The sequence below is a fragment of the Rhodococcus parequi genome, assembly GCF_046042785.1.
Classification (GTDB): Bacteria; Actinomycetota; Actinomycetes; order Mycobacteriales; family Mycobacteriaceae; genus Prescottella; species Prescottella parequi.
The window spans coordinates 267,609-281,812 of record NZ_JBDLNV010000008.1 but is presented as its reverse complement, the minus strand read 5'-3'; the positions used below and the strand labels follow the sequence as shown (position 1 = coordinate 281,812).

Genomic DNA, 14,204 nt, shown 5'->3' with positions numbered 1-14,204 from the left:
TCACTCGAGGCGGCCGGGCACCGGGTAGCTGCGCAGCGACAGGCCGATCTGCCCGGAGATGATCAGGTCGTCGATCGTCTCCCGCAGCTTGTGACAGGTGGGCACCCAGGCGCGGCCGTCCTGCGTCCGCGCCTCGGCGAACTCGGGGCACGCGTTGTCGGCGTCGTCGAGCCACTGGATGCTGGTGTGGGCATCGCTGTACTTCTCGACGAGCACTCGGTTACCGCAGGTGTTGCAGTTGACGCTTTCCATGGACGGACCTCCTGATTCCCTCGGTGACGGTAGTCACTTTCGAGTGGATGCGTGTGCAGTTCTCCCACCGAGCGGGAGGCTCGCTCCCGGTGAGTGGGCATGTGCTACTCGGCTGTAACCCCCGTCTACCTGGGCTGTTAGGCTTCGGCCATGTCCGAAATCGAGCCCGTCACCGACGCTCCCGACGCCGGCTACCCGTCGCTGCCCGCGACCAGTTGGGCGGTTCTGGGGATGCTGACCCTCGGCGAGGGCCTCACCGGATACGACCTCAAGAAGTGGGCCGACTGGAGCATCGGCTTCTTCTACTGGAGCCCGTCGATCAGCCAGGTGTACGGCGAACTCAAGAAGCTCGAGACCGCCGGACTGGTGGAGTCGGAGATGGTCTCCGAGCCCGGCGAACGCGGACGCCGCGTCTACCGGATCACCGCCCGGGGGACGCGGGCCGTGCGGAACTGGTCCCGCGACGCGCCCGTCGAGCAGCCGGTGCTCAAACACGGTTTACTGCTCCGGTTGTGGATGGGGCACCTCAACGAGCCCGAGCAGCTGAAGACGTTGGTGCAGTCCCACATCGAGAACATGGAGGAGCTGCGCCAGCGCGCGCAGCTGCACGGCGACCACGCCACGCGCGAGCCGGCGTGGGCCTTCTCGAAGATGAGCCTGAAGTGGGCGCAGCGCTACTACCAGGCGGAGATCGATCTGGCGAAGGATCTGCTCGACGACATCGACGACGCCGCCGAGATGCTCTCACGCGTCCGCGAGCGCGACGAGCTCGGCAACCCGATCCCGGAGGTGGCCGGATCCTGGCGTGATGTCGAGGATTTCGTCGAGGGCCTGGGGAAGGGCGAGCGGGCCTGACGGCCCTGCCCTCCCTCGGGCCGTTCTGAACCGTCTCAGGCGTACTGCAACCGGGTGCGGGGCGCCGCGGTGGGCAGGCTCTGCAGTCGGTTGCGGTGCGTGATCGGTGCGGCGCCGCGGGTGCGCCCGGTCATGGTCTGCAGGATCGAGGCGGCCGCCATCCGAACCGGGGCGGTGTGCCGGTGGTCGAACTTGAGGTGCGTGGTCGGTCCACAGATCGAGATGGCGGCGGTGACGCCGCCGATGGGGCCGATCGGAACGGCGATCATGCCGATACCGCCGGAGATCTGGCTGACCTCGTACGCGACGCCCATCTCACGGACCTTGTGCAGTTCGGGCGTGAAGTCGAGGAGGTCCTCGCTGCCGCCCGGCGTGTACGCGAGCAGGGCCTTGCCGATCGCGGAGTTGCGGGCCGGGTACCGGCTGCCCACGCGGGTCGGCAGTTCGGCGGCGAGGCGGCCGCCGACCTTGTCGAGGTAGAGCACGTCGCTGCCGTCGAGGACGCCGAGGTGCACGACGTATCCGGTGACGCGGTGCAGTTCCTGGAGGATCGGTGCCGCAGCGGTGTGCAGGCGGTTCTGGTGGACGGCGATCGAGCCGAGCTCCATCAGTCGGGTGCCCAGTTCGTAGTCACGGCCCTCGCGTCGCAGCCACCGCATGTCGACGAGTCGTTCGAGGATCCGGTGCGCCGACGAGCGCGGCAGGCCGGTGCGCTTGACGACCTGGGCGAGAGTGAGCCGGCCGGGGCCGTCGAACGTGTCCAGTACGAGCGAGACTCGCTCGAGAATTGCGGTCGGAGCTGTGTCTGCGGAGTCGTGTGCGGTCATCGATGTCTCCCTCACTGTTGTCGACCATCGCGGCGAGACCCATCTGACGTGGGTGTTTCGATTAGAAATAATGACACACGATTCGGGATTTGTGAAGTGGATCACCAAGATCGGTATACGCCGAAAGGGGGAACCCTGCAGTCCTTGTGGGACGGGGGTTCCCCCTGACGGGAGCGATGTGCAGTTGTGGAGTGGGATCTACATCGCGGCGAGCGGCTCGCTACCGGACCAGTCGTGGCCCCAGTAGCTGTCCGCGGTGATCTCCTCGGACGTGTAGAACGACTCGTCCACGAGGTGTCCGTCGGTGCCGAACTCGATGTCCCAGCCGCCCGGTGCGCGGACGTAGAAGGACACCATCTTGTCGTTGGTGTGGCGACCCAGCGTCGAGGACACCGAGAAGCCGTCCTTCATGACGCGGTCCAGTGCCTGGCCGACGGCGTCGAGCGTGTCGACCTCCACCATGATGTGCACCAGGCCGGGAGCTCCGCCGTGCGGGGCCGGGCACAGCGCGAGGCTGTGGTGACGCTGGTTGACGCCGAGGAAACGCACCCGCAGCGGGCCGAACTCCGGCGGAGCCGGGATCCGGAACGCGCCGCGCGGCAGGAAGCCGAGCACGTCGGTGTAGAAGTCGAACGTGCCGTTCGGATCCATCGTCGGCAGCACCACGTGGCCCAGACCCTGTGCGCCGGTGACGAACTTGGCACCGAACGGGGTGACGACGGGGCTGTGGTCGAGGACCGCACCGTGGAAGACCTCGAGCGTGGTGCCGGCCGGATCCTGGAAGGTGATGACCTCCTCGACGCGGCGGGCGTCCGCCTCCTCGAGCGAGAGGGGCTTGACGGCGATACCGGCGCGCTCGACGGCCTCGGTGACCCGGACCAGGGCGGCGTGGTCACGGACCTCCCAGCCGACGGTGACGACCTCGTCGGTCTCACCGGGCACGACGACGATGCGTGCCGCACGCTCGTCGACGCGCAGGTAGAGGGCGTCGGGGTCCGGGCCGGTGCCCTGCGCGAAGCCGAGCACGTCGAAGGCGAACGTGCGCCAGCGCTCGATGTCGTTGGTCTGGACCTTCACGTAGCCCAGCGCGCGGATGTCGGAGCCGAAGCCGCCGACATTGGGGTTCGTCATGTTGTGTCTCCGTTGTGAATTCGAGTGGTGTGGATCCGTGGATCAGATCATCGCGCGGAGCGGACCCTGCGGGTCCACACCCAGGCCGCTGAGCGTCGCGGCGTGGTACACGGTGCCGGGGACGTGGATCGCGTGGTGCAGGCCGGCGTGCGCGTCACGCCAGAAGCGCTGCATCGGCTTGTCCATGCGCAGCGCGTTGCCGCCACAGCGGGCGTACACGGCATCGATGGCCTGGACGGCCTGCCAGGCTGCGTTGACCTGGGTCTCACGGCCCTGGGCGCGCTGTTCGAACGTCGGGGTCTTGCCGGCGTCCACCAGGTCCCACATGCGATCGACGTTGGCCAGCAGCGAGTCCCGGGCCGACTGCAGCTTCGCGGTGGCCTCACCGACCGCGAACATCGTGTACGGATCGTCCTTGACGGCGGTGCCCTGCGGGTTGATCCGCTCGCGCTGGTACTCGTTCGCGTGGTGCAGGACGCCCTCGCAGATGCCGATCGTGGCCGACGTGATGCCCAGCGGGAACATGTTGGACCACGGCATCAGGTACAGCGTCTCGGTGCGGCCGTACTTGCGGACCGCGGTGCCGTCGATGACCTCGTCGCAGTCCATGACGCGGTAGTCGGGAACGAACGCGTCCTTGACCACGACGTCCTTGGAACCGGTGCCGCGCAGGCCCACCACGTCCCACGAGTCCTCGATGATCTCGTAGTCGGTGCGCGGGATGATCACGTGCAGCATCCGCGGCGGCATCTCCATGCTGCCGTCCGGGTTGCACGCCATCGCGCCGAGGAAAGCCCAGTCGCAGTGGTCCGTTCCCGAGGAGAACGACCACTTGCCGGAGAACTTGTAACCGCCGTCGACCGGCACGCACATGCCGCCAGGCATGTACGGCGACGCGAGCCACGTGTCCTGATCCTCGCCCCAGACCTCCTGCTGGACCTTGGGATCGGCGAAGGCCAGCTGCCACGGGTGCACGCCGACGATGCCGTGGACCCAGCCCGCGGACGGGTTCAGCGAGGCCATGCGCATGACGGTCTCCGCGAACTCGCGCGGGTGGACCTCGAGGCCGCCGTGCTCCTTGGGCTGGAGCATCCGGATCGAGCCGGCTTCCTTCATGCGCTTGGCGGTCGCGTCGGCGACCTTGCCGATCCGCTCGGCCTCGACGCCCTCGACGAAGATGTCGTCGGCGGCGGCCTCGATGCTGGACAGGACTTCGTAACTCATCTGGATTTCCTTCTGGTGGGTGTGGTCCGCGAACCGGAAACTAGGAGTTCGCCGGCGAGTTCGGGGCCTGCTTGGCCATGTTCTCGGCGACTTCCTGCTCCCAGCTCGCGACCGCCCGGGTGGTGTCGATCTCGAACTCGAAGCGCTTGGTCATGTCCTCCGTGATGTCCTCGACATCGACGTAGAACTGCTGGTACCAGCGGCGCAGCTGGTAGACCGGGCCGTCCTCCTCCGACAGCAGCGGGTTGTCGATCGGCGCCTTGTTCTTCCAGATCTCGACGTCCTGCTCGAAGCCCATCTCGACGCCCTCCGCGAACTGCGCGGCCATGCCGGTCGATTCCTCTTCCGACAGGCCCGGCAGCTTCTTCACGATCGCGCCGTACTGCAGCACGAACTCGTTGTTGCTGACCGGGTAGTGGCAGTTGATGAGGACCGTCTCGATGGTCTGGCCGTTGGCGTCCGACTCGAGCCAGTCGATCATGTACGACGGGCCGAAGTACGTGGCCTCCGAACGCAGCTCGGCGTTCGGGTCGTCGTAGTTGGTGCCGGAGATGATGTCCTCGCGGCCGGTCGAATTCATGTACTGCGTGGCGGTGTGGCCCTCGAAGACGTTCTTGAAGTACCGCGGGAACGAGTAGTGGATGTAGAAGAAGTGCGCCATGTCCACGACGTTGTCGACGATCTCGCGGCAGTGCGAACCCTTGATACGCAGGGTCTTCCAGCTCCAGTCGGTCCACTCGTCGGAGCCGTAGCCCGCGATCTCGGGGATGGTGACCTCGGCCGGCGGGGGGTTGCCCTGCGGGTCGTTCCAGATGTAGAGCTGGCCGTTGCGCTCGAGCGTGGTCCACGCGCGGGTCTTGGCGACCGGGGGGACGCGCCGGGCGTAGGGAATGTCGGTGCATTTGCCCTTGCCGTTCCAGCGCCAATCGTGGAACGGACACGCAATGGTGTCGCCCTTGATCTCGCCCTGGCTCAGGTCACCGCCCATGTGGCGGCAGTACGCGTCGAGGACGTTGAGTTCGCCCTTGCTGTCGGCGAACACGACAAGCTTGGTGCCGAACGCCTCGATCGAGTGCGGCTTGCCGTCCTTGAAGTCCCGGATGAGACCGATGCAGTGCCATCCGCGCGCGAAGCGGGTGGGCGCCGCAGCGGCCACGATCTCGCGGATTTCTTCGGTCTCGTTGGTGGGGGCAGCATCGAATGCCATGTGTTCCTCCGTGCAGTGAGGGGTCACCGTCCTGTGATGCGCCTCATAGAACTCTGCGGCGTGTCGCACGGGAAGGGGTTCTCCCGCTGGGTGGAACACCCCACGGGTCGTGGTATAGGGGCAGGTCGGAGCGGTGCTCACGATGCACGCCTGGTTCGATCGTGCCGGATTCGGCGACGCCTCCCACCACGCGGGACGAACTCTGCCGTCGCCTCCGCCACGCTGGTTAGCGTCGCGAAGGGCGAAAGGACTGACCATGACACGAATGGCCGGCAAGGTCGTGCTCATCACGGGCGCAGGCAAGGGAATGGGTCGCACGCACGCGGTCCGCCTCGCGGAGGAGGGCGCCGACATCCTCGCGATCGACCTGCCCGGGGAGCAGTCGGAGGCCGACCTGGCCGAGACCGCCCGCCTCGTGCGGGACCTGGGACGCCGCGCGGCGACCGGCACCGCCGACATCCGCGACTTCGACGCGCTCACCGCTGCCGTGCAGTCCGGCGTGCGCGAGCTGGGCCCACTCGACACCATCGTCGCCAACGCCGGCATCTGCGACAACCCCGGCCCGTCGTGGACCATCGACGACGACGTCTGGAACCGGTCGATCGACGTCAACATCACCGGCACGTGGCACACCGTCAAGGCCGGTGTCGCCGAACTGAATCCGGACGGCGGATCGGTGGTCATCGTCAGCTCCACGGCCGCGATCAAGGCCGTGCCCGGGGCGTCGCACTATTCGGCGGCCAAGCACGCGATCACCGGGCTGTCCAAGACGCTCGCGAACGAACTCGGCAAGCGGTCGATCCGGGTCAACACGATCCATCCCGGCGCCGTCGCGACCCCGATGACCATCAACCCGACGACGTTCGCCCGCCTGCGCCCGGACCTCGAGAACCCGACCGAGGCCGACGTCGCGGAGGTGCTCTCGCAGCGGATGCTGCTGCCGGTGCCGTGGGTGGAGTCGATCGACGTGAGCAACGCGGTGCTGTTCCTGGCATCGGACGAATCCCGGTACGTCACAGGCCTGCAGATGGTCGTCGACGCCGGTCAGACCCAGAAGGTGGCGTGATGAGCGGACGTCTCGAAGGCAAGGTCGCGCTGATCACCGGCGCCGCGCGGGGCATGGGCCGCGCCCAGGCGGTGCGGTTCGCGCAGGAGGGCGCCGACATCATCGCGGTCGACGTGTGCGCGCCCGTCGAACATTCGACCACCCCCGGCGCGTCGCCGGAGGATCTCGTCGAGACCGTGCGGCAGGTCGAGTCGCTCGGCCGCAAGATCTGCGCCTTCGAGGCAGACGTCCGTGACCAGCAGGCGCTCTCCGCCGCGGTCGATGCCGGCGTCGAGGCGCTCGGCCGGCTCGACGTGATCTGTGCGACCGCCGGCATCAGCTCTGCGGGACCCGCCGTCGAGATGGGCGCCGAGCGCTGGCAGACCATGCTCGACGTCAACCTCACCGGCGTGTGGCGCACGTGCAAGGCCGGTATCCCGCACATCGTCGACGGTGATCGCGGCGGCTCGATCGTGCTGATCAGCTCCATCGCGGGCCTGCGCGGACTGGTGAGCGTCGGGCACTACACCGCCGCCAAGCACGGCGTCGTCGGCTTGATGAAGTCGCTCGCGAACGAGCTTGCGCCGCACAGCGTGCGGGTCAACACCATCCATCCCGCGAACACCCGGACCACGATGATCCAGAACGAGTCCACGATGCGGACCTTCTGCCCGGGCGTCGACGAGCCGACCCAGGAACAGTTCGAGGCGGGAACGCAGTCGATGCACCTGCTGCCGGTCGCGATGATCGAACCCGAGGACATCGCCAACGCGAGCCTGTTCCTCGCATCCGACGAGTCCCGCTACATCACCGGCGTCACGCTGCCGGTCGATGCGGGCCACTGCGTGAAGTAGGAGGAGACCTGTGAGGCTCGAGGATCTGCGAGGCCGCACCGCGGTCGTGACCGGTGCCGGCAGCGGGATCGGGGAGGGCGCCGCGCGGTACGCGGCGTCGCTCGGCATGAACGTGGTGCTCGCCGACGTCGCCGCGGAGCGATTGGGTGCGGTCGCCGCGGAGCTGCGGGCGGGCGGCGCCGCCGTGCTCGCGGTGCCGACCGACGTGCGCGATGCCGCCGCTGTCGATGCGCTCGCCGAGGCCGCCTACGCCGAATACGGCGAGGTGACGGTGCTGCTCAACAACGCCGGGCTCGAATCGCTCGGTTTCACGTGGGAGGTGCCCGCCGACGAGTGGCGCCGGGTGATCGACGTCAATCTGCTCGGGGTGTTCCACGGCCTCCGGTCGTTCGTGCCGCGGATGGGCGCCGACCCGCGGCCGTCGCACATCGTCAACACGTGCTCGGTGGGCGGCATCGCGATCACCCCGCGGATGACCGCGTACGCGGCGTCCAAGCACGGCGTGCAGGCGCTCACCGAGAGCGTGTATCTCGAATGCGCGGAGGCGTTCCCGCAGATCGCGGTGTCGGTGTTCAGTCCCGGTCAGGTAGCGACCCGCATCTTCGAGGACGCACCCGTGCACGAGCAGACCGCCGACGACGCCGGATTCTGGCGCGACCAGATCCGGGAGGGCATGACCCCGGACGAGGCCGCCAAACTGCTGTTCGACGGCATCGCCCGCGACGACTTCTGGATCCTCACGCACCCCGAGGCGTTCGAGCGTCTCGCGTCCAAGCGGGCACGGGTTCTCGGCGAGAAGCTGCGCCCCGACGCGTTGTTCGACGGGCGGAACTGAGCGACACCCTCCCCCCACGCCCCTTCCTCCCCGCCCCCCTTCCTCTCCCCGCCCCCGCCCCTTCCTCTCCCCGCGTTTTGCGCACTTATCGCGAGTTTGCGCGCCGTGGGGGCGCGATAAGTGCGCAAAACGCGAGGGGGAGGGGCGGGGAGAGGGCGAGGCGGGGGCAAGGGAGGCAGGAGTGAGGGTGGGCGGGCGGGTGTAACAGGTTCCAGTTCTGCGGAAATCCGGTTATCGTGTCGGTGACCCGGGCCACACCGGCCGACCCGGCGCGACGGGCGCGCGCAGTGCTGCCGTCGCTTCCGTGCACGCAGAAGGAACACACATGACCGACGAGTTCGACGACCTTCTCCACCGCCCGCGTTTCCTGGCTGACCTGCTGATCACCGCGCTCGAGCGCAACGCCGACCGGCCGGCGCTCTACCTGGGCGACGTCGTGCTCACCGGCGGTCAGATGCGGGATCAGATCAGCAGTTTCGGTCAGGCTCTCGAATCGCTGGGCGTCGGCAAGGGTTCCACCGTCGCGATGCTGTCGAAGAACCGGCCTGAGGTTCTCATCAGCGTCGGCTCGCAGATGATCCTCGGCTGCCGCAACACCGCGCTCGCGCCGATGGGCTCGCTCGACGACCACAGCTACATCCTGGGCGATGCCGAGATCGAGACGCTCATCTTCGATCCGACCGCGTTCGAGGGTCGCGCCGCGGAACTGAAGGCGGCGGTGCCGTCGCTGAAGAATCTGTTCTCCCTCGGCCCGTCCGAGGTGGGCGTCGACATCCTCGAACTGGCGAAGACGTTCGCGCCGCAGCGCCTGGTCGCCGCGGCCGTGGACGGTGACGACCCGTCGAGCATGGTCTACACCGGCGGCACCACCGGAAAGCCGAAGGGCGTCGTCAACACGTTCCGCTCCGGCGTGACGCTGCCGCAGATCCAGATGGCGGAGTGGCAGTTCCCGGACGAGATGCGATTCCTCGCGTGTACTCCGCTGTCCCACGCGGGCATGGCGTTCTTCGTGCCGACGCTCATGCGCGGTGGCTCGTTGGTGGTGCTGCCGGCGTTCGAGCCGGGCGCCGTGCTCGAGGCGATCGAGAAGTACAAGATCACCTCGACCATGTTGGTTCCCACCATGATCTACATGCTGCTGGACCACCCGGACCTGCAGACCCGCGACGTGTCCAGTCTGCAGACGCTGTTCTACGGTGCGGCCGCGATGTCGCCGTCCCGCCTGCAGGAGGGCATCGCGAAGCTCGGCCCGATCTTCTTCCAGTACTTCGGCCAGAGTGAGTGCGGCATGACGATCACCGTCATGCGCAAGGAGGAGCACGACCCGGAGAACGTCGAGCGACTCGCGTCGTGCGGCCGCCCCGTGCCGTGGCTCGACGTCCGCCTGCTCGACGACGACCTGAACGAAGTGGCACAGGGCGAACTCGGCGAGATCTGCGTGCGCGGGCCGCTGGTGATGAAGGAGTACTGGAAGAAGCCGCAGGAGACGGCCGAGGCGTTGCGCGGCGGCTGGCTGCACACCGGCGACATCGCCCGCGCCGACAAGGACGGCTTCCTGTACATCGTCGACCGCAAGAAGGACATGATCGTCACCGGCGGTTTCAACGTGTTCCCGCGCGAGATCGAGGACGTCATCTCCGGGCACCCCGCGGTGGCGTCCGTCGCGGTCGTCGGTGTGCCCGACGAGAAGTGGGGCGAGGCCGTCAAGGCGTGCGTCGTGCTGCGTGACGGTCAGACCGTCGAGACGGCCGAACTCGTCGAACGCGTCCGGTCGGCGAAGGGATCGGTGCACGCTCCCAAGTCGGTCGACTTCGTCGACGCGTTGCCGCTGACCCCGCTCGGCAAGCTCGACAAGAAGGCCCTGCGCGCGCAGTTCTGGGAGGGTGCCGCGCGTTCGGTGTGATCCGAATGCCGTCCGCGCCGATCCGTCAGAACGGGTCGGCGCGGATGGCCTCGGCGGGAGTCCCGGTAGCGATCAGGCGCTCCCGGGTGGCCTGCACCATCGCGGGCGAGCCGCACACCAGCACCTGGTGGTCGACGAAGGCGCCGTGATCGGCGACGACGTCGGCCAGGGTGCCCTCGAGCAGATCGTCCTCGTGGAAGTTGACCGGCCCCACCTCGGCGACGATGCGGTCGTACCACTCGTCGGGGCCGCCCGGATCGGTGACGTCCTCGACGATGGGCACCGTGGTGAGCCACGGCAGTTGCTGCGTGAGAACCCACAGCATGTCCGACGCGTACAGATCGGTGGCGGTACGGCCGCCGACGAACAGGTACACCTGCGGCGGATTCTCGACCTGCACCAGGTCCAGGATCAGCGCGCGCAGCGGGGCCAGGCCCGTTCCGCCCGCGACCATCACCACCACCGCCGGCCCGTCCTCGTCGATCACGAGATCGCCTCGCGGCGAGGAGATCTGCCACTGATCACCCGGCTGCGTGTCCTCGACGATGCTGCGGCTCACCCAGCCGCCGGGCACGGTGCGGACGTGGAACTCGAGCTTGCCGTCGAGCGACGGGGGCAGGGCGGGAGACAGCCGCCGCGGCAGCCGCGGATGCTGCGGCACGGTGACGTCGACGTACTGTCCGGCGCGAAACGGGACGGGTTCGCCGATGAGGCGCACGACCGCCAGATCGTTGCGGAGGCGGTGATGCTCGACGACCGTCGCGGTCCAGGAATCCTGCTGCATGCCGATATTGTCCCCGGTTCGGTGGAACCGTGTGGATGTCAGGTCATGGGGTGACGACGCGGCGGTTGTGCCGCAACTGGGCGGCGCACAGGACGCCTGTGATTGCCGCTACGACGGCGATCGGCAACACCACGGCCGTGGTGGGGCTTCCCACGGTGCGGCCGAAGACACCCGCGCCGAACGCCATCATGGGTGCTCCGCTACCCGACAGCAGGTCCCATCGACGGGGATGGACCGGGGGCCGACCCAACCACGGCAGCCGCTGTCCGCGGTTCTCCCGCAGTGTGCGGGCAGTCGCCGCCGCAGCGAGCCCTCCGCCGACGCACGTCACCAGGGCGCTGACGACGGCGAGGCCGGTGGACGGTGGGGCGACGATCAGTGCGACGCCCGCGGACACGATTGCGACGAACCAGACCCCCACGACCCAGCCCCGTCGGGGCGGGGGAGTGTCGGTGTGACCGTGGTCGACCGGCCGCATGGGTGGGATGTCGTGCACGCCGTCAGGTCGCCGTCTCGAACGTGCGGGCCGCCCAGTTCGCGAACGACGTCCAGCCCACGTCGGGAAACTCCGCGTGCAAGCCGGCCAGGTCGACCTGGTAGCCGGGTCCGTTGAGGAACCACCACATCGCGTGCATGTCGGGGCTTTCGATCGAGCCCAGGGGCACCTGCTCGTACCGGATCGGCGAGCCGATCGCGTGGGTGAGGGCGGCGGCCATGGATTCGGGAGTGGGTGCGTCGCTCGCCAGTTCGATGCGGCGTCCGACGACGTGGTCGGGGGAGAGCAGGACGTGCGCGGCGAAGGCACCCAGGTCGCGGCGATCGAGTTGCTGCAGTGGGCGGTCCGGCGGAAGCGGCAGGTCGAGCACGCCGTCGGTGCGGATCCGGTCGATGCCGCCGAGCGCGTTGTCGTAGAAGTAGGTGGGCCCGAGAATTGTGTGCGGCAGAGCGCTGGACTCCAGTTCCGCCTCGATCACCCTCTTGCTCTCGAAATGCGGGACGCCGCTGTCCTGGTTCGCGCCCGCGACCGAACTGAACACGAGGTGCGGCACCCGCGCCCGTTCGGCGGCCGTGATGATCGTGTGCCCCTGCTCGATCTCGGCATCCACCCCGGACTCGAACGGCGTCGTCATCGCGAAGACGGCCGCGACGTCCTGCATCGCGGCCGTCAGCGAGTCTGCGTCGTCGAGCGATCCGGTGACGACCTCGGCGCCACGCTCGGCGAGCGCCCGGGCGCCCGGCGAGGCGGGATTTCGAACCAGCGCGCGCAGCGGAGCGCCCCGCTCGAGCAGTGCGGTGCTCACCGCGCGGCCCTGCCCGCCGGTGGCAGCGAGAACCAGGATCGGGTGGTCGGACATCGGATCTCCTCCGGTCGAGGACACGGGGTGCTTCCGACGCGAGCCTACCGCCGGGCGGGGGTCAGTACGAGTGGAACCAGCTGCGGCCGCGCCGCACCGCTACCTCCTGTCGATGCGCCATCCGCCATCCGTCCGGTGTGCGCCGATACCGCACCGTGTAGTGCCCCGCCACGTGTGCATGGCGCGTCTCGGTGTCGTTCGAAGCACCCGAGCGGAACTCGAAATGCACTCGGGCCGTGGCCTCGTCGCCATCCAGCACGATCGAGGGCGTGTTGAGGAGGTGGATGCCGGACGTCGCGGTGGTGAAGTCGACGCAGAAGCGGTGCAGGGCGTCCCGGCCCCGGATGGCCGTGCCCGGAACGCCGCCCACCTCGACCAGTTCGAACACGCCGTCCTCGGTGAACAGGGCCGCCCACGCGTCGGCGTCGCCGGAATCCCACGCCGGCGAGTAGGCGCCCTCCAATTGCAGGATGGCGAGGGTGTCCTCGACCGCTGCGAGACGGTCCTCGACCGAGCCGCCGGGCCGGGAGCGCGGCGCGTGCAGCGGTGATGTCGTCGTCGTCATGTTCCTGCCCTCGCTCAGGCGGCCGGGTTGCCGTACTGGCCGTTGACCAGCTTGCTCGGCGGCACGAACCGGTAGCCGTCGTCGGCGAGGTTGGGTGCGTGCGATTCCGCCGAGTAGTGGTAGCGCGGCAGGAAGGCGGTCTTCGCGTTGTCGAGGACCTCCTGGTTCTCGAGTGCCTTCGCGAGTTCCTCGGCGTCCGTGGTCGATCCGACCTTCTCCGCGGCGGCGGCGACCAGGCCGAACGGGTCGTAGTTGTCGGCCAGGATCAGCGTCGACGGAATCGAACCCATCGAGGCCATGGCGTCGACCATCGTGTTGACGGCGGTGTCGGCGGCGTCGTAGACGGTGCTGGGGAATACCTGCATGACGAGGTTGGACGCGGCGCGGGTGCCCAGGGCGCCCTCGGGGGCCGGCTTCGCGATCAGCGGTGTGCCGGAGACGGACGTGTTGCCGATCAGCGGGATGTTCCAGTCCAGGCGCTCGAGGCTCGAGAGCAGGTAACCCAGCGGCGCACCGTAGGCGTCGATGACGAGTGCCTGCGTGCCCTTGTTCTTCAGCGCCTGCAATTGTGCGGTCATGTCGAGGGCGGCCACGTCGTACTCCTCGGAGCCGGACCTGCTGACGCCCTCGGCGGACAGCGCGTCGTCCATGGACTTGCCGAACGCCTCGCCGTACGCGCTGCTGCCGTGGATGACGCCCACCTGCTGGTAGTTCTTGCTCTTCGCGTACCGGCTGATGGACACCGCATACTCCGTCGGCGACGGGGACAGGTCGAAGTTGAGCGGGAACTGTGCCGGATCCGAGGAGTCGTTGGTGGGGCCGACGTTGAACGAGAGGATCTTGTTCTGCTTCAGGATCGGGAGCGTCGCGGCCGACACCGTCGACGGACCGGAGTTGAGGTACAGGTCCGGCTTCTTGCCGGAGTTGATCGCGTCCCGCAGGTTCGAGACGGCCTTGGTGGCGTCGCCACCGTCGTCGGTGACGGTGAGTTCCACTTGGCGTCCGCCGATTCCGCCGTCCTTGTTGACCTGCTCGACGCCGGCCTTGGTCGCGAGGATCGAGGTCTGGGCATTGGCGGCCAACGAGCCCTGACCGCTGATCGCGCCGGTGACGAGGACCCGGAACGGCCCGCTGTCGGACGCCTCGTCGCCGGACGCCGAACCCGAACAGCCCGCGAGGGCCAACGCGGACACGGCGACTGCCGCCACGATCCCTGAGTGCCGAATCTTCATGCCAGTTTCCTCCAGTGGAGACACGACGGATGGCAAGCGATTGCTTGGATGCGCCGACACTAGGGCTGTGACGTGGGTTACGTCAACGATTTCGACCGACCCGGGGGCGTGTCGAATAAAAGTGTGCACCAATAA

The 14,204-nt window shown here is 68.2% G+C and carries 15 protein-coding genes; 5 read left to right on the top strand and 10 right to left on the bottom strand.

Translation table 11 applies throughout. The features are described from left to right. Complete coding sequence (locus ABEU20_RS22270) at positions 1-252, bottom strand: hypothetical protein (RefSeq protein WP_420166541.1); 252 nt, start codon at positions 250-252, stop codon at positions 1-3. 150 nt (positions 253-402) lie between these two features. Here ABEU20_RS22270 and ABEU20_RS22265 point away from each other — a divergent pair, with 150 nt between their 5' ends. Beyond that, the gene (locus ABEU20_RS22265; RefSeq protein WP_420166540.1) at positions 403-1,107 is read left to right on the top strand and encodes a PadR family transcriptional regulator; all 705 of its coding nucleotides are present in this window, start codon (positions 403-405) and stop codon (positions 1,105-1,107) included. Between the two features lie 35 nt (positions 1,108-1,142). Here ABEU20_RS22265 and ABEU20_RS22260 read toward each other — a convergent pair whose 3' ends face one another. The 4 genes from ABEU20_RS22260 to ABEU20_RS22245 all read right to left on the bottom strand — a co-directional run bounded on the left by ABEU20_RS22260 (position 1,143) and on the right by ABEU20_RS22245 (position 5,496). Continuing rightward, positions 1,143-1,934: an IclR family transcriptional regulator gene (locus ABEU20_RS22260; RefSeq protein WP_420166539.1), complete on the bottom strand. Its 792-nt coding sequence runs from the start codon at positions 1,932-1,934 to the stop codon at positions 1,143-1,145. A gap of 198 nt (positions 1,935-2,132) precedes the next feature. Continuing rightward, positions 2,133-3,065, bottom strand: a complete 933-nt coding sequence (bphC, locus tag ABEU20_RS22255) for a biphenyl-2,3-diol 1,2-dioxygenase (protein ID WP_420166538.1) — start codon at positions 3,063-3,065, stop codon at positions 2,133-2,135. Between the two features lie 42 nt (positions 3,066-3,107). Next, the gene (locus ABEU20_RS22250; RefSeq protein WP_420166537.1) at positions 3,108-4,289 is read right to left on the bottom strand and encodes an acyl-CoA dehydrogenase family protein; all 1,182 of its coding nucleotides are present in this window, start codon (positions 4,287-4,289) and stop codon (positions 3,108-3,110) included. Between the two features lie 40 nt (positions 4,290-4,329). Continuing rightward, complete coding sequence (locus ABEU20_RS22245; protein ID WP_420166536.1) at positions 4,330-5,496, bottom strand: Rieske 2Fe-2S domain-containing protein; 1,167 nt, start codon at positions 5,494-5,496, stop codon at positions 4,330-4,332. A 256-nt stretch (positions 5,497-5,752) separates the two neighbouring features. Between ABEU20_RS22245 and ABEU20_RS22240 the strand changes: the two genes are divergently transcribed. The 4 genes from ABEU20_RS22240 (at position 5,753) to ABEU20_RS22225 (ending at position 10,133) form a co-directional block, all read left to right on the top strand. Further along, positions 5,753-6,562 carry a mycofactocin-coupled SDR family oxidoreductase gene (locus ABEU20_RS22240; RefSeq protein ID WP_420166535.1) on the top strand — a complete coding sequence of 270 codons (810 nt, stop codon included), beginning with the start codon at positions 5,753-5,755 and terminating at the stop codon, positions 6,560-6,562. Continuing rightward, a complete protein-coding gene (locus ABEU20_RS22235; RefSeq protein ID WP_420166534.1) occupies positions 6,562-7,395 on the top strand; it encodes a mycofactocin-coupled SDR family oxidoreductase in 834 nt (277 codons plus the stop codon). Before ABEU20_RS22240 ends, ABEU20_RS22235 begins: the two co-directional genes overlap by 1 nt. A gap of 10 nt (positions 7,396-7,405) precedes the next feature. Next, entirely contained in the window at positions 7,406-8,230 is an 825-nt protein-coding gene (locus tag ABEU20_RS22230) for an SDR family NAD(P)-dependent oxidoreductase (RefSeq protein ID WP_420166533.1), read from the top strand. Between the two features lie 325 nt (positions 8,231-8,555). Next, entirely contained in the window at positions 8,556-10,133 is a 1,578-nt protein-coding gene (locus ABEU20_RS22225) for an AMP-binding protein (protein WP_420166532.1), read from the top strand. Between the two features lie 25 nt (positions 10,134-10,158). Here the strand turns inward: ABEU20_RS22225 and ABEU20_RS22220 are convergent, their stop codons facing one another. The 5 genes from ABEU20_RS22220 to ABEU20_RS22200 form a co-directional block, all read right to left on the bottom strand. Further along, positions 10,159-10,917 (bottom strand): FAD-binding oxidoreductase, encoded by a 759-nt coding sequence (locus tag ABEU20_RS22220; protein ID WP_420166531.1) that lies wholly within the window; start codon positions 10,915-10,917, stop codon positions 10,159-10,161. Positions 10,918-10,960: 43 nt separating this feature from the next. Then, positions 10,961-11,338 carry a hypothetical protein gene (locus tag ABEU20_RS22215; protein WP_420166530.1) on the bottom strand — a complete coding sequence of 126 codons (378 nt, stop codon included), beginning with the start codon at positions 11,336-11,338 and terminating at the stop codon, positions 10,961-10,963. 79 nt (positions 11,339-11,417) lie between these two features. Continuing rightward, a complete protein-coding gene (locus ABEU20_RS22210) occupies positions 11,418-12,272 on the bottom strand; it encodes an NmrA/HSCARG family protein (RefSeq protein WP_420166529.1) in 855 nt (284 codons plus the stop codon). A gap of 61 nt (positions 12,273-12,333) precedes the next feature. After that, positions 12,334-12,837 (bottom strand): nuclear transport factor 2 family protein, encoded by a 504-nt coding sequence (locus tag ABEU20_RS22205; RefSeq protein WP_420166528.1) that lies wholly within the window; start codon positions 12,835-12,837, stop codon positions 12,334-12,336. A 14-nt stretch (positions 12,838-12,851) separates the two neighbouring features. Further along, the gene (locus ABEU20_RS22200) at positions 12,852-14,069 is read right to left on the bottom strand and encodes an ABC transporter substrate-binding protein (RefSeq protein ID WP_420166527.1); all 1,218 of its coding nucleotides are present in this window, start codon (positions 14,067-14,069) and stop codon (positions 12,852-12,854) included. Between the last annotated feature and the right edge of the window lie 135 nt (positions 14,070-14,204).